Annotated in this window: 17 protein-coding genes and 1 tRNA gene; 8 read left to right on the forward strand and 10 right to left on the reverse strand. The window is 72.0% G+C overall.

All coding sequences use genetic code 11. From position 1 onward, the window contains the following. Nucleotides 1-253: 253 nt before the first annotated feature. The 3 genes from ACFYZA_RS35640 to ACFYZA_RS35650 all read right to left on the reverse strand — a co-directional run bounded on the left by ACFYZA_RS35640 (nt 254) and on the right by ACFYZA_RS35650 (nt 2,123). Nucleotides 254-721 carry a hypothetical protein gene (locus tag ACFYZA_RS35640; RefSeq protein WP_388494606.1) on the reverse strand — a complete coding sequence of 156 codons (468 nt, stop codon included), beginning with the start codon at nt 719-721 and terminating at the stop codon, nt 254-256. 76 nt (nt 722-797) lie between these two features. After that, complete coding sequence (gene pth, locus ACFYZA_RS35645; protein WP_382599844.1) at nt 798-1,394, reverse strand: aminoacyl-tRNA hydrolase; 597 nt, start codon at nt 1,392-1,394, stop codon at nt 798-800. Nucleotides 1,395-1,535: 141 nt separating this feature from the next. Beyond that, a complete protein-coding gene (locus ACFYZA_RS35650) occupies nt 1,536-2,123 on the reverse strand; it encodes a 50S ribosomal protein L25/general stress protein Ctc (RefSeq protein WP_382599846.1) in 588 nt (195 codons plus the stop codon). Between the two features lie 234 nt (nt 2,124-2,357). Between ACFYZA_RS35650 and ACFYZA_RS35655 the strand changes: the two genes are divergently transcribed. Together ACFYZA_RS35655 and ACFYZA_RS35660 are read left to right on the forward strand one after the other, a co-directional pair. After that, entirely contained in the window at nt 2,358-3,308 is a 951-nt protein-coding gene (locus ACFYZA_RS35655; protein WP_382599848.1) for a LysR family transcriptional regulator, read from the forward strand. Continuing rightward, nucleotides 3,305-4,192 carry a serine hydrolase gene (locus ACFYZA_RS35660; RefSeq protein ID WP_388494607.1) on the forward strand — a complete coding sequence of 296 codons (888 nt, stop codon included), beginning with the start codon at nt 3,305-3,307 and terminating at the stop codon, nt 4,190-4,192. The genes ACFYZA_RS35655 and ACFYZA_RS35660 overlap by 4 nt, the downstream gene beginning before the upstream one ends. 52 nt (nt 4,193-4,244) lie before the next feature. Here ACFYZA_RS35660 and ACFYZA_RS35665 read toward each other — a convergent pair whose 3' ends face one another. From ACFYZA_RS35665 to ACFYZA_RS35680, 4 genes are all read right to left on the reverse strand, one after another. Further along, nucleotides 4,245-5,219: a ribose-phosphate diphosphokinase gene (locus ACFYZA_RS35665; protein ID WP_100574128.1), complete on the reverse strand. Its 975-nt coding sequence runs from the start codon at nt 5,217-5,219 to the stop codon at nt 4,245-4,247. Nucleotides 5,220-5,336: 117 nt separating this feature from the next. Continuing rightward, nucleotides 5,337-6,785 (reverse strand): bifunctional UDP-N-acetylglucosamine diphosphorylase/glucosamine-1-phosphate N-acetyltransferase GlmU, encoded by a 1,449-nt coding sequence (gene glmU / locus ACFYZA_RS35670; RefSeq protein ID WP_388494608.1) that lies wholly within the window; start codon nt 6,783-6,785, stop codon nt 5,337-5,339. A 131-nt stretch (nt 6,786-6,916) separates the two neighbouring features. After that, nucleotides 6,917-6,988: transfer RNA gene (locus ACFYZA_RS35675), tRNA-Gln, on the reverse strand. A gap of 27 nt (nt 6,989-7,015) precedes the next feature. Then, entirely contained in the window at nt 7,016-7,768 is a 753-nt protein-coding gene (locus tag ACFYZA_RS35680; protein ID WP_388494609.1) for a hypothetical protein, read from the reverse strand. 165 nt (nt 7,769-7,933) lie between these two features. Between ACFYZA_RS35680 and ACFYZA_RS35685 the strand changes: the two genes are divergently transcribed. Continuing rightward, nucleotides 7,934-9,250 (forward strand): sensor histidine kinase, encoded by a 1,317-nt coding sequence (locus tag ACFYZA_RS35685; protein ID WP_382599856.1) that lies wholly within the window; start codon nt 7,934-7,936, stop codon nt 9,248-9,250. A gap of 301 nt (nt 9,251-9,551) precedes the next feature. On the opposite strand, the gene ACFYZA_RS35690 is transcribed toward ACFYZA_RS35685, so the two are convergent. Beyond that, on the reverse strand, nt 9,552-10,040 hold the full coding sequence (locus ACFYZA_RS35690; RefSeq protein ID WP_388494610.1) for an SUKH-3 domain-containing protein: 489 nt from the start codon (nt 10,038-10,040) through the stop codon (nt 9,552-9,554). A 41-nt stretch (nt 10,041-10,081) separates the two neighbouring features. Next, nucleotides 10,082-10,603: a YwqJ-related putative deaminase gene (locus tag ACFYZA_RS35695; protein WP_382599861.1), complete on the reverse strand. Its 522-nt coding sequence runs from the start codon at nt 10,601-10,603 to the stop codon at nt 10,082-10,084. Between the two features lie 249 nt (nt 10,604-10,852). On the opposite strand from ACFYZA_RS35695, the gene ACFYZA_RS35700 reads away from it, so the two are divergent. The 3 genes from ACFYZA_RS35700 to ACFYZA_RS35710 all read left to right on the forward strand — a co-directional run bounded on the left by ACFYZA_RS35700 (nt 10,853) and on the right by ACFYZA_RS35710 (nt 15,598). Next, nucleotides 10,853-11,839, forward strand: coding sequence for an SMI1/KNR4 family protein (locus tag ACFYZA_RS35700; RefSeq protein WP_382599863.1), 987 nt, complete (start codon nt 10,853-10,855; stop codon nt 11,837-11,839). A gap of 8 nt (nt 11,840-11,847) precedes the next feature. Next, a complete protein-coding gene (locus tag ACFYZA_RS35705; RefSeq protein ID WP_388494611.1) occupies nt 11,848-14,460 on the forward strand; it encodes an SUKH-4 family immunity protein in 2,613 nt (870 codons plus the stop codon). Nucleotides 14,461-14,698: 238 nt separating this feature from the next. Further along, nucleotides 14,699-15,598 carry a cellulose-binding protein gene (locus ACFYZA_RS35710; RefSeq protein WP_382599867.1) on the forward strand — a complete coding sequence of 300 codons (900 nt, stop codon included), beginning with the start codon at nt 14,699-14,701 and terminating at the stop codon, nt 15,596-15,598. A gap of 29 nt (nt 15,599-15,627) precedes the next feature. Here ACFYZA_RS35710 and ACFYZA_RS35715 read toward each other — a convergent pair whose 3' ends face one another. After that, complete coding sequence (locus ACFYZA_RS35715; RefSeq protein ID WP_382599869.1) at nt 15,628-17,208, reverse strand: MFS transporter; 1,581 nt, start codon at nt 17,206-17,208, stop codon at nt 15,628-15,630. Nucleotides 17,209-17,447: 239 nt separating this feature from the next. Between ACFYZA_RS35715 and ACFYZA_RS35720 the strand changes: the two genes are divergently transcribed. Together ACFYZA_RS35720 and ACFYZA_RS35725 are read left to right on the forward strand one after the other, a co-directional pair. Then, nucleotides 17,448-18,236 (forward strand): ABC transporter ATP-binding protein, encoded by a 789-nt coding sequence (locus ACFYZA_RS35720; RefSeq protein WP_388494612.1) that lies wholly within the window; start codon nt 17,448-17,450, stop codon nt 18,234-18,236. Next, the gene (locus ACFYZA_RS35725; RefSeq protein ID WP_388494613.1) at nt 18,233-20,812 is read left to right on the forward strand and encodes an ABC transporter permease; all 2,580 of its coding nucleotides are present in this window, start codon (nt 18,233-18,235) and stop codon (nt 20,810-20,812) included. Before ACFYZA_RS35720 ends, ACFYZA_RS35725 begins: the two co-directional genes overlap by 4 nt. Nucleotide 20,813 lies beyond the last annotated feature (1 nt).

Raw genomic sequence — 20,813 nt, forward strand, 5'->3', positions numbered from 1 at the left:
GAGGGCGCTCGTCCTCAAACTCCCCCAAGGCCTCAAGGGCCAGGGGGGACCCCCATGACGGGCTGAAGATGCCCGTGCTGGCCGGCACCGAGGCATTTAGGGGCGCGGGGAACTGCGCGACCAGCCACGCACGGTGGACGGACGAGAACGGGTTTAGGGGCGCGGGGAACTGCGCGAACGGCCCGCACCGCCCGCGCGGTTCGCAGGCGGGGTCAAGGCCCCCCAGCCCCTCCGGCGTTTGAGGAGCAGAGGGCTACAGGGCGATGAACGCCGAGGCCATCGCGGCGGCGCCGAGGAGACCCATCGCCCACGCCGTCCGAGGCATCCGCAGACCCCCCGCGACCAGCAGCGAGGCCAGGAGCAGCGCTCCGGCCAGGGGGAGCCAGGCGTACAGGAGGCCCGCGAGGCCGGTGCGGACGGCCTCGTCCGTGCCGGGCTTCAGGACGACCGGCAGCCGGTCGCCCCGGCTCGCCGCGACCGACTCGGGGATCGTGACGCGCGCGTGCGGCGCGGAATCGCCCACGGGCACGAAGGGACCCGTGCACACGTCGTCCGCGCAGGACGTCACCGTCAGCCTGCCGTGGTCGCGCCCCTTCGCGAGGACCACGTGCTGCGCGGTGCCCCACGACGACCAGAACCCGGCCACCACGAGCACCACGGCGACCAGGGCCGCCGCGGCCCGCACCACGACCAGCAGGAAGGTACGGCTCCGCCTCGTCATGGGGCGCGATCCTGGCGGCAATGACCGCGCACGGTCAAACCCCGGCCGGGGCCGGCGGCCCCTTTGGGAGCCGTTGTCAGGAGTTGTACGTCGACTGGGCCCGCTCCAGGCCCTCGATCACCAGCGCCTCGGCCGCGTCCGCCGCCCGGTCCACGAAGTAGCCGAGCTCCTTGCGCTCCGTGGAGGAGAAGTCCTTCAACACGAAGTCCGCCACCTGCATCCGCCCCGGCGGACGCCCGATGCCGAACCGCACCCGGTGATAGTCCGCGCCCAGCGACTTGGTGATGGACTTCAGACCGTTGTGCCCGTTGTCCCCGCCGCCCAGCTTCAGCCGCAGCACCCCGTAGTCGATGTCCAACTCGTCATGAATGGCAACGATGTTGGCGACCGGCACCTTGTAGAAGTCGCGCAGCGCCGTCACCGGGCCGCCCGACAGGTTCATGTACGACATCGGCTTGGCGAGCACCACCCGGCGGTTCAGCGGCCCCGGCGGACCGATCCGCCCCTCCACCACCTGCGCCCGCGCCTTGTGCGCCTTGAACCGGCCGCCCATCCGCTCGGCCAGCAGATCCGCCGCCATGAACCCGACGTTGTGCCGGTTCGCGCTGTACTCCGGACCCGGATTGCCCAGGCCCACGATCAGCCAGGGTGCGTTCGCGTCGTCGGTCGTCATGGGGGCTGCGTCTCCTCGATCACGTGCAGACGGAAAAAACAGACAGAAGAACAGACAGAAAAAACGGGGCGGCGGGCCAAGTGTGGCCCGCCGCCCCGTCGGAGTCCGTGCCCGGCACGGATCTCAGGCAGAGCGTGCGGCTCAGGCCTCGGCGCCCTCGGTGGCCTCGGCGTCGGCGGCCGGCTCCTCGGCCTGCGCGGCCAGGATCTGGATGACGACGGCCTCGGGGTCGGTGGCCAGGGTGGTGCCGGCCGGCAGCTTGATGTCCTTGGCGTGGATGGCCGCGCCGGCCTCAAGGCCCTCGATGGAGACGGAGACGGAGGTCGGGATGTGGGTGGCCTCGGCCTCGACGGAGATCGTGTTCAGCACGTTCTCGACCAGGAAGCTGCCCGGGGCCAGGTCGCCCTCGGTCTCGACCGCGATCTCGACCGTGACCTTCTCGCCCTTCTTGACGAGCAGCAGGTCGACGTGGACCAGGTAGCCCTTGATGGCGTCACGCTGGACGGCCTTCGGGATCGCGAGCTCGGTCTTGCCGTCGATGTCCAGGGACAGCAGGACGTTCGCGGTACGCAGCGCGAGCAGCAGGTCGTGGCCCGGCAGGGTGACGTGGACCGGCTCGGTGCCGTGACCGTAGATGACGCCGGGAACCTTGTTCTCGCGGCGGATGCTGCGGGCGGCGCCCTTGCCGAAGTTGGAACGGACCTCAGCGGCGAGCTTGACCTCGGACATGTGCACTCCTCGTAAAAGTGATCCAGCGATGGTGGTCACCCGGCCACGACTGGCCTGCTACGAAGAGCGCGTCGATAACGGACCGCCGTACCTCAGGTACGGCCTCCCTCGCCGAGCAACTGACCCAGAGTACCCGGCCACCCCCCGGCCGCCCAATTGGATCAACTCCGGGCCGATGACCGGCACGGACTTATCGAAGCCGCTCCCATAGGCGTTCGCCTATTCTTGCTGTTCATGGACCTGCTGCTGCACCTCAGGTACTTCCGGACCGTCGCCGAAGAACAGCACTTCGGCCGCGCCGCCGAACGCCTGCGCGTCGCCCAGCCCTCCCTGTCCCAGCGCATCCAGCGCCTGGAACGCGAACTCGGCGTCCGCCTCCTGGACCGCGGCCGCACCGGCGCCACCCTCACCCCCGCCGGCCGCCTCGTCCTGGCCGAAACCGACACCCTGCTCGACGCCGCCGACCGGCTGCGCACCCTCGTCGGCCGCGTCCAGGGCGGCGCGGCGGGCACCCTGCGCGCCGCCGTCCCGCCCCAGCTCGGCGGCGCCACCGTCGCCGCCCTGCTCACCGCCTACCGCGAACGCAGCCCCGGCGGCGAACTCGACCTGCGCGAACTGCCCACCGCCGAGCTGACCGCCGAACTCGCCGCCGGCACCCTCGACGCCGGCATCGTCCGCCACCCCTGCCCCGCCACCGGGCTCGGCTTCGGCCCCCAGCTCCACCAGCCTCTCGGCGCCCTCCTCGCCGACCAGGACCCGCTCGCCGGACACCCCGAGATCGACGTGCCCGACCTCGACGGCCGCGAACTCGTCCTCTTCCCCCGCCCCACCGCCCCCGCCCTGCACGACGAAACCCTCACCGCCTGCGCCCGCCACGGCTGCACCCCCAGCGCCGTACGCGAAGTCGCCGGCATCGAATTCACCCGCGCCCTCATCCTGTCCGGCACCCACGTCGTCGCCCTCGTGCCCCGGCCCGCCCCCGAACCCGGCACCACCTGGCGCCCCCTGCGCGGCAACCCCCTGACCTGGCGCACCTCCACCGCCTGGCCCGCCGGACGCGACGGGCCCGCCGTACGCCTCTTCACCGAAGCCGCCCACGACGTCCTGCGCGAACACGCCGGCCTCGTCCCCACCGCCCCCCAGCGGCGCCTGTTCCCCCGCCCCGCATCGGAGTTCCCGCTGTGAACACCCCCGTACGCGGCCGCATCACCGCCGCCTTCACCGACGCCGGCCTCGGCGGGGCGCTCTGCGCCACCGACATCGACACCGGCGCCACCGTCGCCCTGGCCGCCGACACCCCCGTCTCCACCGCCAGCGTCCACAAGCTGTGCCTCGTCGCCACCCTCTACCGCGAAGCCGCCGCCGGCCGCCTCGACCCCACCACCCCCGTCGACATCCCGGCCGGCGCCCGCGCACCCGGGCCCACCGGACTCGCCGTCATGCGCGACGCCGCCCGCCTCAGCCTGCGCGACCTCGCCTCCCTCGCCGTCGCCGTCAGCGACAACGCCGCCGCCGACATCCTGTGGGACCACCTCGGCCTCGACACCGTCAACGTCACCATGAACGCCCTCGGCCTGACCCGCACCATCGCCGTCCACAACCAGGCCGGCCTCTACGCCACGATGGTCGACGACACCGGCGACAGCGGACCCGCCGCCCTCGTCGACCCCGCCGCCGTCGCCCGCCTCACCGTCCTCGACCCCGCCCGCACCAACCGCTCCACACCCCGCGAGATCACCGCCCTGCTCACCGCCATCTGGCGCGACGACGTCTGCGCGGGGGCCTGGGGCGAGGAACTCCGCGCCGTGCTCGGCGTCCAGGCCTGGAGCCACCGCCTCGCCTCCGGCTTCCCCTTCGACGACGTACGCGTCAGCGGCAAGACCGGCACCCTGCCCACCCAGCGCCACGAGGCCGGCGTCGTCGAATACCCCGACGGCGGCCGCTACGCCGTCGCCGTCTTCACCCGCGCCGCCTCCACCGCCGCGACCCTGCCCGCCGCCGACGCCGCCATCGGCCGCGCCGCCCGCATCGCCGTCGACGCCCTGCGCCACAGCCGCGAGAGGACATGAGAAAGGGCCGCGCCCGAAACCGGACGCGGCCCCAACTCCCAGCAACTACAAGCTAGTTCTCCTCGAAGAGGCTCGTCACCGAGCCGTCCTCGAACACCTCGCGCACCGCGCGGGCGATCGACGGAGCGATCGAAAGCACCGTGATCTTGTCGAGCTCCAGATCCGACGGATCCGGCAGCGTGTTCGTGAACACGAACTCGCTGACCTTGGAGTTCTTCAGACGGTCCGCGGCCGGACCCGACAGGATGCCGTGCGTGGCCGTCACGATGACGTCCTCCGCGCCGTGCGCGAACAGGGCGTCCGCGGCGGCACAGATCGTGCCACCCGTGTCGATCATGTCGTCCACCAGGACGCAGACACGGCCCTTCACGTCACCGACGACCTCGTGCACCGTCACCGTGTTCGCGACTTCCTTGTCACGGCGCTTGTGCACGATCGCCAGCGGCGCGTCCAGCCGGTCGCACCAGCGGTCAGCGACCCGCACCCGGCCCGCGTCCGGAGACACGATCGTCAGCTTCGAGCGGTCGACCTTCGCGCCCACGTAGTCCGCGAGGACCGGCAGCGCCGTCAGATGATCCACCGGACCGTCGAAGAAGCCCTGGATCTGGTCCGTGTGCAGATCGACCGTCAGAATGCGGTCCGCACCCGCGGTCTTCAGCAGATCGGCCACCAGCCGCGCCGAGATCGGCTCACGGCCCTTGTGCTTCTTGTCCTGACGGGCATAGCCGTACGACGGAACGATCACGGTGATGGATCGCGCCGACGCCCGCTTCAGGGCGTCGATCATGATCAGCTGCTCCATGATCCACTTGTTGATCGGAGCCGTGTGGCTCTGGATCAGGAAGCAGTCCGCACCACGCGCCGACTCCTGGAAACGAACGTAGATCTCACCGTTCGCGAAGTCGAAGGCCTTCGTCGGCACGAGGCCCACACCCAACTGGTGCGCGACCTCCTCGGCCAGCTCGGGGTGGGCGCGGCCGGAGAAGAGCATCAGCTTCTTCTCGCCGGTCGTCTTGATCCCGGTCACAGCACAGTCTCCTCAGACGTGTTCGATGCTGCTGCACCCGCGCGGTCCCTTTCGCGGCGAGCCAGCCGAATATGTGCACCTATCACGGTAGCCCGAGAAAGGTGCACCCGAATCCGGTCAGTTCTCCCCGCCCGACTGCTCGGCCGCAGCCTGAGCAGCCTGCGCGGCAGCACTTCCCGGACGCTTGCGCTCCACCCAACCCTCGATATTCCGTTGCTGGCCACGGGCGACGGCCAGCGAACCGGGCGGCACGTCCTTCGTGATCACCGAACCCGCGGCGGTGTAAGCGCCGTCCCCCACTGTGACGGGAGCAACAAACATGTTGTCCGAACCCGTCTTGCAGTGTGAGCCGATCGTCGTGTGATGCTTCGCCTCACCGTCGTAATTCACGAACACACTGGCCGCGCCGATGTTCGTGTACTCGCCGATCGTCGCGTCACCCACGTACGACAGATGCGGAACCTTCGTCCCCTCACCGATCGACGCGTTCTTCGTCTCCACATACGTACCGATCTTGGCCTTCGCGCCCAGCCGCGTCCCCGGCCGCAGATAGGCGTACGGACCCACCGTCGCGCCCTCGCCCACCTCGGAGTCGTACGACACCGCGTTGTCCAGGCGCGCGTCCCGGCCCACCACCGTGTTCGTCAGACGCGAATTGGGACCCACCTCCGCACCCGAGGCCACATGCGTCGACCCCAGCAGCTGCGTACCCGGAAGCACCACCGCGTCCTGCTCGAACGTCACCTGCACATCGACGAACGTCGAGGCCGGATCCACCACCGTCACACCCGCGAGCATCGCCCGCTCGAGCAGCCGGTCGTTCAGCAGACGACGCGCCTGCGCCAACTGCACCCGGTTGTTGATCCCCAGGATCTCCCGGAAGTCCCCCGCCAGCGACGCACCCACCCGGTGCCCCGCCTCCCGCAGAATCCCCAGCACGTCCGTCAGGTACTCCTCGCCCTGACTGTTGTCCGTACGCACCTTGCCCAACGCGTCGGCCAGCAGCGCCCCGTCGAACGCGAACACACCCGAGTTGATCTCCCGGATCGCGCGCTGCGCCTCGGACGCGTCCTTGTGCTCGACGATCGCGGTCACCGCACCCGAGGCGTCGTCCCGCACGATGCGGCCGTAACCGGTGGAGTCGTCGACCTCGGCGGTCAGCACGGTCACCGCGTTGCGGTCGTTCTCGTGTGCGCGGGTCAGCTCCGCCAGCGTCGCGCCGGTCAGCAGCGGGGTGTCGCCGCACACCACCACGACCGTGCCCTCGATGGACTGGCCCAGCTCCTCCAGCGCCATCCGGACCGCGTGGCCGGTGCCGTTCTGCTCGTACTGGACCGCGGTGCGCACTCCGGCGTCGATCGCACCCAGGTGGGCGGAGACCTGCTCACGGGCGTGGCCGACGACCACGACGAGGTGCTCGGGATCCAGCTCACGGGCGGCTGCCACGACGTGCCCGACGAGCGAACGCCCGCAGATCTCGTGCAGAACCTTGGGAGTGGCCGACTTCATGCGGGTGCCCTCACCCGCGGCGAGGACGACGACGGCGGCCGGGCGGGTTGCGCTCACGGAGGTGCCCTTCGGCTTCGGGGGGTGGACAACCGAAGGATAGCGGGGGGTCTCGCGGATGAAATCGGGGTGGGGGCGGGGGAAATGCGGCGGGTCCTGACTGGTACCAGTCAGGACCCGAAACCACGAAGCTCCCCCGCCAGGACTCGAACCCGGACATAGGGCACCAAAAGCCCCAGTGCTGCCAATTACACCACGGGGGATGGAAACCGGCTAAACCGGACATTTGGTCAGGTCGCCGGGTCGGCACCCAACACTATGCCGTACCAGGCGCCTTCCATGCGACGGTATAGATGGGCACCTTTCGCCACGTAGACCACCAAACACCCCCGGTACGCCTCCGCGGTGTTCTTCCGCTTGGTGCGCGGGTTGTGCTTCTTGAGGGTGGCCCGCTGGAAGGTCGAGACGTCGACTCCGGCCAGACCGGCCCAGAACCGTTCGGCCTCGGCGACGTCGGCGGACTCGTGAATGCTGACGCGGAAGCGCATCCGCTCGCGTGGGACTCCCAGCAGCTCCAGCCACCGCAAGTACACCTTGATCACGTCGGGATCGCTGTTGATGAACTGCAGCTGCTCGGTGCGGCGGTAGGTCTTGTCCTTGGTTCCCTCTGCCCAGTAGAGCCCGACGCCCACCATGAAGAGCTCCCGTTCGGACAGTCGCCCGATCCCGTCGCGTGCCGCCCTCTTCGTCTCTCGGCGCTGCTCGTCCTGGGCCGCGCGCAGGCGCGCGAGGCCCTCGTTCATCAGGGCGCGCCTTTCTTCGTCGGTGTAGCGGGGTTCGGGCTTCGGAAGGTCGCGGACCCAGAGCGATATCGAGCTCTTGGAGCAGCCGAGCTCGGCCTGGATCTCGTCGTACGTCATGCCCCGGGTGCGGAGCGCTCTCGCCCGCTCGCGCAGGTCGTCCTTGGCGTTCGGGCGCTTCGTCCGCTTCGGCTGTCGCGGGGTCTCGAAGCCGGCGTATTCGCCGGGTGTGGCTGATGTCATACGGACACGTTCGTCCGGCGCCCGGACGCGCGCTCGAATATCCGGGCGATTCGCCGGATCGTAGGATTCGTACCGCTTCACGGCGTGTTGGGGCGGATTCTGTGGAGCGCGCGCGGGACGAAAGCCATAGGAAAATCGTTCGCGCCCGCCCGTAGTCTGGGAGCCATGACCGCAACGGGGGCTTACCAGGAAGCCACGGGGTTGACCTCCCGTGGCTGGTGGTGGTGGGAGCGCAGGCGCAGCGCGGTGCTGGATGTCTCGCTCGGGGTGTTCTCCGCGCTGGAGTGCGCGCTGGAGGGTGTGGGTTTCGCCGGGAACGCGGGTTTGCCCGTGCCGGCCGGGGTGTTGCTCGGCCTGGTGGCGGGGGCTTCGCTGGTGCTGCGGCGCCGGTGGCCGATCGCCGTGGTGCTCGTCTCGATCGCGGTGACGCCGGCCAGCATGGGTTTTCTGCTGAGCGTGGTGGGCCTGTACACGCTGGCCGCGTCGGACGTGCCGCGCCGGATCACGGCGCTGCTGGCGGGGATGTCGGTGGCGGGGACGTTCATCGTCACGTTCGTAAGGCTGCATCAGAGCGTGGCACGGGGTGATTACGACCCGGGGTACTGGTACGTGCCGCTGATGTCGGCGGTGATGTCGCTGGGGATCACGGGGCCGCCGCTGCTGTACGGGCTGTATATAGGGGCGCGGCGGCGGTTGATGGAGTCGTTGCGGGAGCGGGCGGATTCGCTGGAGCGGGAGTTGTCGCTGCTCGCGGACCGGGCCGAGGAGCGGGCGGAGTGGGCGCGTACGGAGGAGCGGACGCGTATCGCCCGGGAGATGCATGACGTGGTGGCGCACCGGGTGTCGTTGATGGTGGTGCACGCGGCGGCGTTGCAGGCGGTGGCGCGCAAGGATCCGGAGAAGGCGGTGAAGAACGCGGCGCTGGTCGGCGACATGGGCCGGCAGGCGCTGACGGAGTTGCGGGAGATGCTCGGGGTGTTGCGGGCGGATCAGCAGCCGGTGGCGGTGCGGGCGGATCCGGTGCCGTTGGCGGCGGTGGGGGCGGCGGCTGCCGCGGCCGCGGCAGCCGCGGAGGAGGGGCCTTGTCTTGCGGACATCGAGGCGCTGGTGGGGCAGTCCCGGGAGGCCGGGATGGTGGTGGAGCTGATGGTGCAGGGGGAGGCGCGGGGGTATGACGCGCTGGTGGAGCAGACGGCGTACCGGGTGGTGCAGGAGGCGTTGACCAACGTCCACAAGCATGCGGCGGGCGCGAAGGTGATGGTGCGGCTCGCTCGGCGGGAGGCCGAGGTGGCGATGCAGGTGGAGAACGGTCCGGCGGACGGTGTCACGGCGGATGCGGGGCTGCCCAGTGGGGGCAATGGGCTGGTGGGGATGCGGGAGCGGGTGAAGGCGCTGGGCGGGGTGTTCGTGTCGGGTGCGACGGATGCGGGCGGGTTCCGGGTGTCGGCGGTCCTGCCCGACCGGGCCCCGGTGGCCTCGTAGTCCCTGGGCTCGGCCCCGGGCCCTGGGAGCCTTTCCCCACCCCGCCCCTTCCCGAGACCCTCCGGGGGTTGAAGGACCCTGGGGCTCCGCCCCAGACCCCGTTCGCGCCCTAAAGGCGCTCGTCCTCAATCGCCGGACGGGCTGAGGATGCCCATGCACCCGGCGCTGCAAAAGGGGCGCGGGGAACTGCGCGAGAAGCGAGCACGGTCCGCAGCCGAGAACGGGTTTTGGGGGCGCGGGCCGCCCCGGGCGGGCGGGGGCGGGGGGCCTGGCCCCGTGTGTGGGTGACGGGTGGACGGGGTCAGGAGGAGGTGAGGCGGATGGGCTGGGTGCCGGTGATCAGGGTGTTGAGGGCGTGGTCGATGTCGGGGCCGAGGTACCAGTCACCGCTGTGGTCGAGGGAGTAGACGCGGCCTTCGGCGTCGATGGCGAGGACGGCCTGCTGGTCGCCCTCCTCGCCGAGCGGCGCGATGTCGGTTTCCAGGGCGCGGCCGAGGTCGGCGAGGGTGCGGGCGAGGTGGAGGCCGGCGAGGGGGTCGAAGCGCAGGGCGGCGGGGGCGTTGCGGCGGCCGGGTCCGGGGGCGGTGAGGCGCAGGCCGCCGAATTCGGCCCAGGCCTCGACGGCCGCGGGGAAGACGGTGTGGCGGTGGCCGGCGGGGGAGGTGTGGGCGCGCAGGACGTCGGCCCAGGCTTCGGCCTGGCGGATGTCCCAGCGGCCGGGCTGCCAGCCGGCGGTGCGCAGGGCGGCGTCGACGGGGACGGGGAAGCGGGTGGTGGAGACGTCCGGCATCGGCCGCGGCCTTTCCGTGAGTTCGGCGGGGTGGGGGTCGGTCAGGGTTCGACGCTGCGGACGCCGAAGTGGTCGAGCAGGGCGGCGCAGGAGCGGCAGGGCGGGGCGTAGCTGCCGTGGAGGGGGTCGCCGTCCTCGCGTATGCGACGGGCGGTGAGTTTGGCGTGCTTGAGGGCGCGGCGGGCTTCGCCGTGGGTGAGGGGTTTGCGCTGGGCGCGCTTGGAGCGGGCCGTCTCGACGGCGGTCAGGTGTCGGGAGAGCAGGATCGCTTCGGGGCAGCGGCCGGTGAAGCGTTCGCGCTGGCCGCTGGTGAGGGTGTCCAGGTAGTCCTGGACGAGGGGGTGCAGGGCGGGTGGCTGTTCGCCCTTGCCCGCGGTGCAGGTGAGGGTTTCGCCGCGGACGGAGAGGGCGGCGGCGATGGCGGGGAGGATGCCGTCGCGGCGGTGTCTGAGTAAGGGCGTGGCGGTGGTGGCGGCGGCGCTCCAGCGCAGGCGCGGGTCGCCGGGCGCGGGTGTCTCATTTATCGCGCTTGTTGCGGATGTTTCGCCTGGTGCGGTGTGCATGGTGCTGTGTTCCTCCCACTGGCGGCGGCTTCAGCCGCACGTGTCAGCGCCCCCGAGTTGCGGTGACAGCCTGCCAAATGCGGGCGCTGATACGGAAGCTGGGGCGTGATAAGCCGCGCGTCGCGGGCGCAGGGTGATATGCGGGTGACGGTTGGTGACCGAATTGCGGGGCCGGCCGCCGGTATTGCGGCACCGCATACTCTGGTCCCACCAGCCAGACGCAGCAGCACGCAGCAGGGGGCAACCGCCATGACGACAGGTCGGCTCGGGCAGCATGCCGCGCCACCGAACGCGGCCTATGCCGGGCAGGTCGTGCACTTCCCGGATCCGGTCCGGGCCTCCCGGCATCCCAGAGGGGTGCGGGTGGACGAGAACGGCTTCCCGGTTTTCTCGGCGTACGCGCGTGCGGCGGCGGAGATCGCGGAGCCGCCCGAGGGCTTCGGGGTGGACGAGCTCCGGCTGACCGACTACGTGTCGGCGAACGCGGCGCTGGCCGCGGCGGGGCACGAGTTGTGGGACACGGTGGCGCCGGTGGCGACGCCGCACGGCTGGACGTGGCACCACGTGCCCGGGGGCCGTCGTCTCGAACTGGTGCCGGTCGAGGTGAAGGCGCTGCTGCGGCACTACGGCGGTCTGGCGACGGCGCGGGTCGAGCACGACAAGCGCGGTACGCGTCCGTTGCAGGAGACGCGGCCCGCGCACTTCGGTCTGCCGAAGGGTTCGGTGTCGGTGACGGAGTCCCAACTCCTGGGCGTGGAGGAGGACTTGGGGTACCGGCTTCCGGGCGCCTACCGGTCGTTCCTGAAGGCGGCGGGGGGCTGCGCCCCGGTGGGCGCGGCGCTCGACGCGGAGCTGGGCCTCCTGGTGGACCAGCCGTTCTTCACGGTGCGGGACGAGGCGGCGGTCAACGACCTCGTCTACATCAACAAGTGTCTGCGGGACCACCTCACCAAGGACTATCTGGGCGTCGCCTTCGTGCAGGGCGGGCTGCTCGCGGTGAAGGTGAAGGGTTCGGCGGTCGGTTCGGTGTGGTTCTGCGCGTACGACGACGCGCGGGATCAGGACGGGCTGAGCGTGAACGAGCGGGTGGAGCGTCTGCTGCTGCCCTGCGGTGAGGATTTCGACGCGTTCCTCGCGCGGCTGGCGGGCAATCCGCCGGAGCTGGAGACCGTGGCGAATCTGATGGTGGACGGCGGCTTCGCGCGCGCCGTCGAGACGTCCTCGGTAGGGGAGTGAGCCGGCCGATGGTGACTTTCGCTCAGGCGCAGGAGCGTGCCGAAGAGTGGATCAATGGCGATGTGCCCGCGTATCAGCACCGTGAGGTGCGGGTGCGGGAGTTCGAGCTGGGTTTCGTGGTGTGGGCGGAGGACCGCGAGAACGGCCCTTCGGGCGGTGGCGGCGCGCAGCGTCTGGTGATCGCCCGGGACAGTGGCGAGGCGACGCTGTGGCCGGGGCTGCCGGTCGGTGAGGTGATCCGGCGGTACGAGGAGGAGTACGGGGTTCCCGAGGACGTGCCGGCCGCGCCGGAGCCGCCGGCACGGATCGACCTGAACCAGACGTCGTTCTTGTTGAGTCCGCCGGAGTGGCTCCAGGAGGCGGCGGACAAGCTGGGGATCCCGGACCGGCGGGGCGAGGGCTCCTCGGCGGTTTCCCCTTCGGCTTCCGGTTCCGGTGCGTCCCAGGGTGGTCCGGCTTCCGTCGCGCCCGCTCCCGAGGCTCCCGCTCCTGGACCGGCCGCGCCCGCGTGGCCCGAGCCCGCGTCGGCGGCTTCGGCCTCCGGTGCGCCCGCCGGGGCCACCCCGTGGGCGGGGACGGACACCAACGCGGGGTCGGACGACGGTTCGGTGCCGCTGCCCGCGACGGTGTTCGCGCCGCCGCTCTCCGGTACGGACGGTGAGGACGCCGCGCCGCCGAGGGTGTTGCCCGAGGCGAAGACGGCGTTGATGGCGGGGGGCAGTCAGCTGCCGCCGACGGCGCTCGCGCCCGCGTACAACCCGCAGGCGGCGCCGCAGGGTTCGACTCCGCCGCCGGCCGCCCCGGCCGCGCCGACGGGTCCGGCGGCCGGTGCCGGGGACATCTCGGATGCCGCCACCAGCAAGGCGGCCGGCCCGCCTCCGGGTGCGCGCGCCGCGCGGGGCGGGGGTTCGACGACTCCGCCGCCGCCGGGTGCGCCCGGTACTCCCGGTGCCCGCCCGGGTGCGCCGGTGCCTCCTCCGGCGCCGGGTGCGACTCCGCCGCCGGGCGCTCCTGCGGGCGGTTACCTGCCGACGCAGCTGGTCTCGCAGCTCGGCCCCGAGGGGCCGAAGCCGCCTGGCTCGGCGGCGCCGACGCCGCCGCCCGCGCAGGGCGGGGTGCACCAGGCCGCGACGATGTTCGCGGACCCCAACCACGTGGGCCCGCCGAGTCAGGGCGGCCCGGGCGCTCCGGTGCCGCCCGGCCCGCCCGGTGCTCCGGGCCGGCCGCTGCCCCCTGGGCCGCCCGGCGCTCCCGGCGCCCCGATGCCGCCCGGTGCTCCGGGTGCACCCGGTACGCCCCCGGGCGGGGTGCACCACGCCGCGACGATGTTCGCGGACCCCAACCGCGTGGGCCCGCCCGGCCAGGGCGGCCCGGGCACGCCGATGCCGCCCGGCCCGCCCGGAGCGCCGGGTCAGCCGCTGCCTCCCGGTCCGCCCGGTCAGCCGGGACCGCAGCCGCCGGCCGCTCCCGGGGTGCCCGGTGGCGGGGTGCACCAGGCGGCCACGATGCTGGCGGGGCCCGCGCAGATGGGGCCCGGCGGGCCCGGTGCGCCGCTGCCGCCGGGGCCGCCCGGTGTGCCGCCCGGTGGGCCCGGGCCGCAGGCGCCGCCCGCGTACGGCTATCCGCAGCAGCCCCCGGCGGGGCTTCCGACGGTCGGCCCCGGGTATCAGGCGGTGCTGCGCTATCGCGCGCCCGACGGGTCCGAGCAGCAGCTCATCCGTCGCTCGGCGCCCGGTACCGCGCACCCGGAGTGGCAGATCTTCCACGAGCTGCGGGCGATGAACGTGCCCGCCGACCACGTCCTGGAGCTGCACACGGAGCTGGAGTCGTGCGAGCTGCCGGGTGGTTACTGTGCGCGGATGATCCGCGAGCAGTGGCCGCAGGTGCGGATCACGCATGTCGCCCCGTACGGCAAGGACCACGGCTCGCGTCGGCAGGGCGTCCAGCATCTGCTCACCCACCAGGGCGAGTTGGCGCAGGTCGCGGACGGTCCGGCCAGGCCGCAGCCGGTGCGGGCGCCGATTCCGGCGGTGCAGCCGGTGCCGCCGCTGCCGCCGGAGGGCGTGGCGCACGAGCTGGCGGGCGCGTTCGGTCCGCAGGGCGTGTTCCGCTTCGACCAGCGCGCGGTGTCGCGTCAGGGCGTGCCGGAGGTCGTGGCGGTCACCCTGGTGTGGGCGGGTCTGCCGGTGGACTTCGGGCCGTTCTTCTGGGCGCAGGCCGTGCCGGGGCAGCCGGTGCCGACGCTGGCGGAGCTCGCGCAGCAGCGCGGGGTGCGGCCGGCCGCGGACGCGGGTTCGTATCTGGTGATGGGCTCGGACTTCGGGCGGGCGATCTGTGTCCAGTACGGGACCGCGAACATCGTGGCCGTGCCGGTGGAGGCGGGTCCCGGCGGGCAGTCGGTGCCGCCGCAGTTCGTGAACTCGGGGCTGCCCGAGTTCGTCCGCTCGCTGGCGCTGCTCGGCCGGATGTGGCGGCTGCGGTTCGGGCTGAACCCCGAGCAGGCGGGCCGCTGGACGGTCGACTTCCAGGCACAGCTCGCGGCGCTCGACCCGGCGGCGCTCGCGTCGCCGGAGAGCTGGTGGTCGGTGCTTCTCGAGCAGCTGTGGGACGGGCTGCTCTGAGCGTCGCCTTCGCGTCGCCTTCGTCGGGCCGGGGCGCTCACCGTGCGGGTCGCGGTGGGCGCCTCTGGCGTGTGGCACCTGGGTGATTCCGGGTTCTGGCGCCGATTGACGCATCCTTGACCGTGCCGTGTGGGCGGAGTGTCGCGTTATGACCATTTCGCTTCGATCGGCCAGGATGAGCGCCGGGCAGCCAGAACGCGTACCGGGCGCCAGTGGGTGCGGGAGAGAGGCTTCAGGGATGAGCGCAGCATCGTCGCCACCGGCGGCACAGCCGTTCGGGGTCGGCCGGGGCCGCGGCTACCGTACGGACCAGGTCGACCGCACCCTGGCCACGCTGTCGCGGGAGCGGGACGCGGCGTGGGAGCGGGCGGCCCGGCTCACCGTCCTCGCCAAGCAGATGGGCGCCCAGGCGGCCGTCCTCGCCGAGCAGGTCGCGGCGCTCGCCCCGCAGACGTACGAGGTGCTCGGCAGCCGGGCCTCCTCGCTGTTCGCCCTGACGGTCGAGGAGGCCGAGGCGGTGCGGGCCGGCGCGGAGGAGGCCGCGGCCGGGCAGGTGCTCGCCGCCCAGGAGGCGGGCCGGGCGCTGCGGGACGCGGCGCGGGCGCGCGCCGAGGCCCTGCTCGCGGCGACCGAGGCGCGGGTGCGGCAGACGCTGCTCGCCGCCCGCACCGAGGCGGACGAGCTGCGCCTCGCGGCCCGTACCGAGGCCAAGGAGCGCCGCGAGGAGGCGGCCGGTGACCTGGACGGGATGCGCGGGCGCTGCGAGGCCTATCTGGCCGGGCAGGACCGGGAACGGGCCGATGCGCTGGCCGCGGACGAGCGTGAACGGGCCGCCCGCGAGGCCGAGTTGGACGCGCGGATCGCCGAGCTGACGGCGGCCGCACAGGCGGGGCTCGACGAGGCGCGGCGCACGTTCGCCGAGGTCGAGGAGAACGCGCACCGCGGTCAGGAGGACGCGGAGGCGCGGGCCGCCGAGCTGGTGGCGGGGGCGCGGGCACGGGAGGACCGGATCGGGGCGGAGACGGACCGGGTGCTGCGCGAGCACACCGCGGCCCGCGAGGAGGTGCAGGCGCACATGACGCATGTCCGCAACAGCCTGGCCACCCTCACCGGCCGCTCCCCGGAGAACGAGAGCTGACCGCCAACTCGCTTGCCCTGTAGGGCAGTTCAGTCCTTGCCGGGTTCGGTGAGGACGGGGAAGCGGCGCGGGGCGAGGAACACCAGGACGAGCAGGGACAGGACGGCCGCGATCGCGGCGCCGATGTAGACGTGGTCCACCGCGCTCGCCACCGCCCGGCGCAGGTAGTCGGCGGCGTCGGCGGTGAGGGACGCCGGGTGGTGCAGGGCGCGCGAGACGGAGTCGAGGTCGCCGGGCAGGCCCGGCATCGGGGCGTGGGCCAGGCGGGCCGCGAGGGTGGCGTTGGCGACGGCGCCGAACAGGGCCGCGCCGACCGACTGGCCGACCTGGCGGCAGAACAGGACGGACGCGGTGGTGGTGCCGCGCTCGGACCAGCCGACCGTCGACTGGACGCCCACGATCAAGGGGAGTTGGAAGAGGCCGAGCGCGCCGCCGAGCAGCAGCATCAGGAGGGCGGGCTGCCAGGCCTGGCCGGGGAAGGGCAGCAGCGGGAAGGCGGCCAGGATCAGGGCGGCGAGCGCGATGCCGGTGATCGCGGAGTTGCGGAAGCCGATGCGGTTGTAGACGCGGCTGGAAAGGGCGGCCGAGACCGGCCAGCTCAGTGTCATCACGGACAGGACGAACCCGGCGGCGGTCGGGTTCAGGCCGAGCACGGACTGGGCGTAGGTGGGCAGGAACACGGTGGGGGCGACCATGAGCAGGCCGAGCCCGCCGAGCGCCAGGTTGACGGCGGCGATGGTGCGCCGGCGCCACACCCAGCCGGGGATGACGGGTTCGGCGGCCCGGCGCTCCACGGCCACGGTGAGGGCGGCGCAGGCGGCGCTGCCCGCGAGCAGGGCGAGCGAGGGTGCCGAGAGCCAGGGCCAGGCGACGCCGCCCTGGACGAGCGCGGTGAGCAGCAGCGCGCCGGTGGCGAAGACGCACAGGGCGCCCGCCCAGTCGATGCGCGGCCGGGTGGCGGGGGCCTCGCGGGCGGGTTCGATGAAGTACCGGGCCACCAGGTACAGGGCGACCGCGCCGACGGGCACGTTGATGAGGAAGATCCAGCGCCAGTCGGCGTAGCCGGCGAGGAGCCCGCCGAGCGCGGGTCCTGCCACGGCGGAGGTCGCCCAGACCGTGGACAGCTTGGCCTGGATCTTGGGGCGTTCCTTCAGCGGGTACAGGTCGGCGGCGATCGTCTGGACGGTGCCCTGGAGGGCGCCGCCGCCGAGGCCCTGGACGATGCGGAACGCGATGAGCGCGGCCATGTTCCAGGCGAACGCGCACAGGACGGAGCCGGCGAGGAAGACGATGACGCCGGCGATGAGGACGGGCTTGCGGCCGAAGGTGTCGGAGAGCTTTCCGTACACGGGCAGGGTGACGGTCACGGCGAGCAGATAGCCGCTGAACAGCCAGGAGAAGACGGCGAATCCGCCGAGGTCGCCGACGATCTGGGGGACGGCCGTCGAGACGATGGTGCCGTCGAGGGCGGCCAGGGCCATGCCCATCATGAGGGCCGCGACGACCGGGCCGCGCCCGCGCGGGGCGACGGCGGCGGGTGCCGCGCCGGGTATCGCTTCGGTGTGGGGTGTTCCGTCGGAGACGCTCACCGAGATCCCTTCACTGTGCATGCATCTGGGGGTCCCACCTTCTCACTGGGGGCTGGAGCGGCGGCAGGGGTGGAGGAGGCCCTGACACGTAGTGGTCCCTGGGACGGAGACCCCTAGGGGGTGGGCCCTACTTCGGGGGAGGGCGGGTTCGTCCCGGCGGAGGAGGTGCCGGGCGCGGCCGGTTCCTTACCTTGGTTTTAAGCCGAAGGGGGCGCCCGCACTGGCGGGCGACCGGCTGCATGACACCAAGGAGAATCACCGTGACTACGGCTGTGACCATTCCTCGGCACGGGGGCACTGGAGGGCGTGCGGCGGTCGCGGCACGGGCGCGCCAGGTCGTGAAGGCGTACGGGTCGGGGGAGACCCGGGTGGTCGCCCTCGACCAGGTCGATGTGGACATAGCCCGGGGGCAGTTCACCGCGATCATGGGCCCGTCGGGCTCCGGCAAGTCCACGCTCATGCACTGCCTGGCCGGCCTCGACACGGTGACGAGCGGCCAGATCTACCTGGACGAGACCGAGATCACCGGGCTCAGGGACAAGAAGCTGACGCAGCTGCGCCGGGACCGGATCGGGTTCATCTTCCAGGCGTTCAACCTGCTGCCGACGCTGAACGCGTTGGAGAACATCACGCTGCCGATGGACATCGCGGGCCGCAAGCCGGACGCGCGGTGGCTGGAGCGCGTGGTGGAGACGGTGGGCCTGGCCGGGCGGCTCAAGCACCGGCCGACCCAGCTCTCGGGCGGCCAGCAGCAACGGGTGGCCGTGGCACGGGCGTTGGCGGCCCGGCCGGAGATCATCTTCGGTGACGAGCCGACCGGAAACCTGGACTCGCGGGCGGGCGCCGAGGTGCTGGGCTTCCTGCGCCAGTCCGTCGACGAGCTCGGCCAGACCATCGTGATGGTCACCCACGACCCGGTCGCCGCCTCCTACGCGGACCGGGTGCTCTACCTGGCAGACGGCCGCATCGTGGACGAGATGTTCCGCCCCACCGCCGACGCCGTCCTGGACCGCATGAAGGATTTCGACGCGCGGGGGCGTACGTCATGAGCGTGTTCAAGACCTCGCTGCGCAACTTCCTCGCGCACAAGGGACGCATGGCGCTCTCCGCCGTCGCGGTCCTGCTGTCGGTGGCGTTCGTGTGCGGCACGCTCGTCTTCACCGACACCATGAACACCACCTTCGACAAGCTGTTCGCGGCGACCTCGGCCGATGTGACCGTCAGCCCCAAGTCGGCCTCCGGGGACGGCGCCCCGTCCCAGACCGGCAAGCCCGATTCGCTGCCCGCGTCCCTCGTCGACAAGGTCGCGGAGGTGCCCGGCGTGCGCAAGGCCGAGGGCGGCATCGGCAGCACCAGCGTCACGGTCGTCAACGCCAAGAACGAGAACATGGGCTCCACCACCGGCGCCCCGACCATCGCGGGCAACTGGACCGACAACGACCTCAAGGCGATGGAGATCACCTCGGGCCGCGCCCCGCGCGGGCCGACCGAGATGATGGTCGACGCCGACACCGCCGACAAGCACCACCTCAAGATCGGCGACGAGCTGCGCACCATCGCCGTCACCGGCGACTTCACCGCGAAGATCACCGGCATCGCCACCTTCAAGGTGACCAACCCCGGCGCGGCCATCGTCTACTTCGACACCGCGACCGCCCAGCGCGAACTCCTGGGCGCCACCGGCCAGTTCACCCAGGTCAACGTCACCGCGGCCGACGGCGTCAGCGACGTGCGGCTCAAGCAGGACGTGGCGGCCGCGCTCGGCTCGGGCCCCTACAAGCTGCAGACGGCGAAGGAGGCGGCCGACGCCGGCCGCGACAGCGTCGGCTCGTTCCTCGACGTGATGAAGTACGCGATGCTCGGCTTCGCCGGGATCGCCTTCCTCGTCGGCATCTTCCTCATCATCAACACGTTCTCGATGCTGGTCGCCCAGCGCACCCGCGAGATCGGCCTGATGCGCGCCATCGGCTCCAGCCGCAAGCAGGTCAACCGCTCGGTGCTCGTGGAGGCCCTGCTGCTCGGCGTGTTCGGCTCGGCCCTCGGCGTCGGCGCCGGGGTGGGCCTCGCGGTCGGCCTGATGAAGCTGATGAGCTCGATCGGCATGGACCTGTCGACCGGCGACCTCACCGTCAAGTGGACGACACCCGTCATCGGGCTGATCCTCGGCGTCGTGGTGACGATCGTCGCCGCCTACGTCCCGGCCCGCCGCGCGGGGAAGATCTCGCCGATGGCCGCCCTGCGCGACGCGGGCACCCCCGCCGACGGCAAGGCCGGCGCGATCCGGGCCGCGATCGGGCTCGTCCTGACCGCCGCCGGCACCGCGGCCCTGTTCGCCAGCGCCAACTCCTCGAAGGCGGCGGCCGGTTCGGGCCTGCTCGGCGTCGGCGTCGTCCTCACCCTGATCGGGTTCGTCGTCGTCGGACCGCTGCTCGCGGGCGTCGTGGTGCGGGTGATCAGCGCGCTGGTGCTGCGGATGTTCGGCCCCGTGGGGCGGATGGCCGAGCGCAACGCGCTGCGCAACCCGCGGCGCACCGGGGCGACGGGCGCCGCCCTGATGATCGGGCTCGCCCTGGTGGCCTGCCTGTCGGTGGTCGGCTCCTCGATGGTCGCCTCGGCCACCAGCGAGCTCGACAAGTCGGTCGGCGCGGACTTCATCGTCTCCTCCGGCACCGGCCAGCCGATCGTGCCGCAGGCCGCCGACGCCCTGAAGAAGACGCCGGGCATCGAGCACGTCACCAACTACAAGTCGGTGGACGCCAGACTGACCGCCCCCGACGGCAAGGCGCAGAACGACCAGGTCACCGCCGCCGACCCCACCTACAAGGACGACCTGCGGCGCAAGACCGTCGCCGGTGACCTGGCGGCGGCGTACGGCAGCGGCGCCATGTCGGTCGGCGACACCTACGCCGGGGAACACGGGATCAAGGTCGGCGACACGATGACCGTCGCCTTCAAGGGCGGCACCACCGCCCGGCTGAGGGTCGCGGCGATCACCTCGGACGACACCAACGTCGACAAGGGCGCGATGTACACCAACATCACGACCGTCGAGCGGTATCTGCCGGCCGACAAGATGCCCAAGAACATGCTGATGTTCGCCAAGGCCGACGACGGAAAGGCCAAGGAGGCCTACGCCTCCCTGAAGGAGTCCCTGAAGTCCTATCCGCAGTACAAGGTGCAGAACCAGGCCGACTTCAAGCAGGACCTCAAGGACCAGATCGGCCAGCTCCTGAACATCGTGTACGGGCTGCTCGCCCTCGCGATCATCGTGGCGGTGCTCGGCGTGGTGAACACGCTGGCCCTTTCGGTGGTCGAGCGGACCCGGGAGATCGGCCTGATGCGGGCGATCGGCCTCTCGCGCCGGCAGCTGCGCCGGATGATCCGCCTGGAGTCGGTGGTGATCGCCCTGTTCGGCGCGCTGCTCGGCCTCGGGCTCGGCATGGGCTGGGGCACCACGGCGCAGAAGCTGCTCGCCCTGGAAGGCATGGGCGTCCTGGAGATCCCCTGGCCGACCATCCTCACCGTGTTCGTGGCCTCCGCGTTCGTGGGCCTGTTCGCCGCCCTGATACCCGCCTTCCGGGCGGGCCGGATGAACGTGCTGAACGCGATCGCGGCGGACGGCTGAC

The sequence above is a fragment of the Streptomyces sp. NPDC001828 genome (assembly GCF_042892175.1).
Taxonomy (GTDB): Bacteria; Actinomycetota; Actinomycetes; order Streptomycetales; family Streptomycetaceae; genus Streptomyces.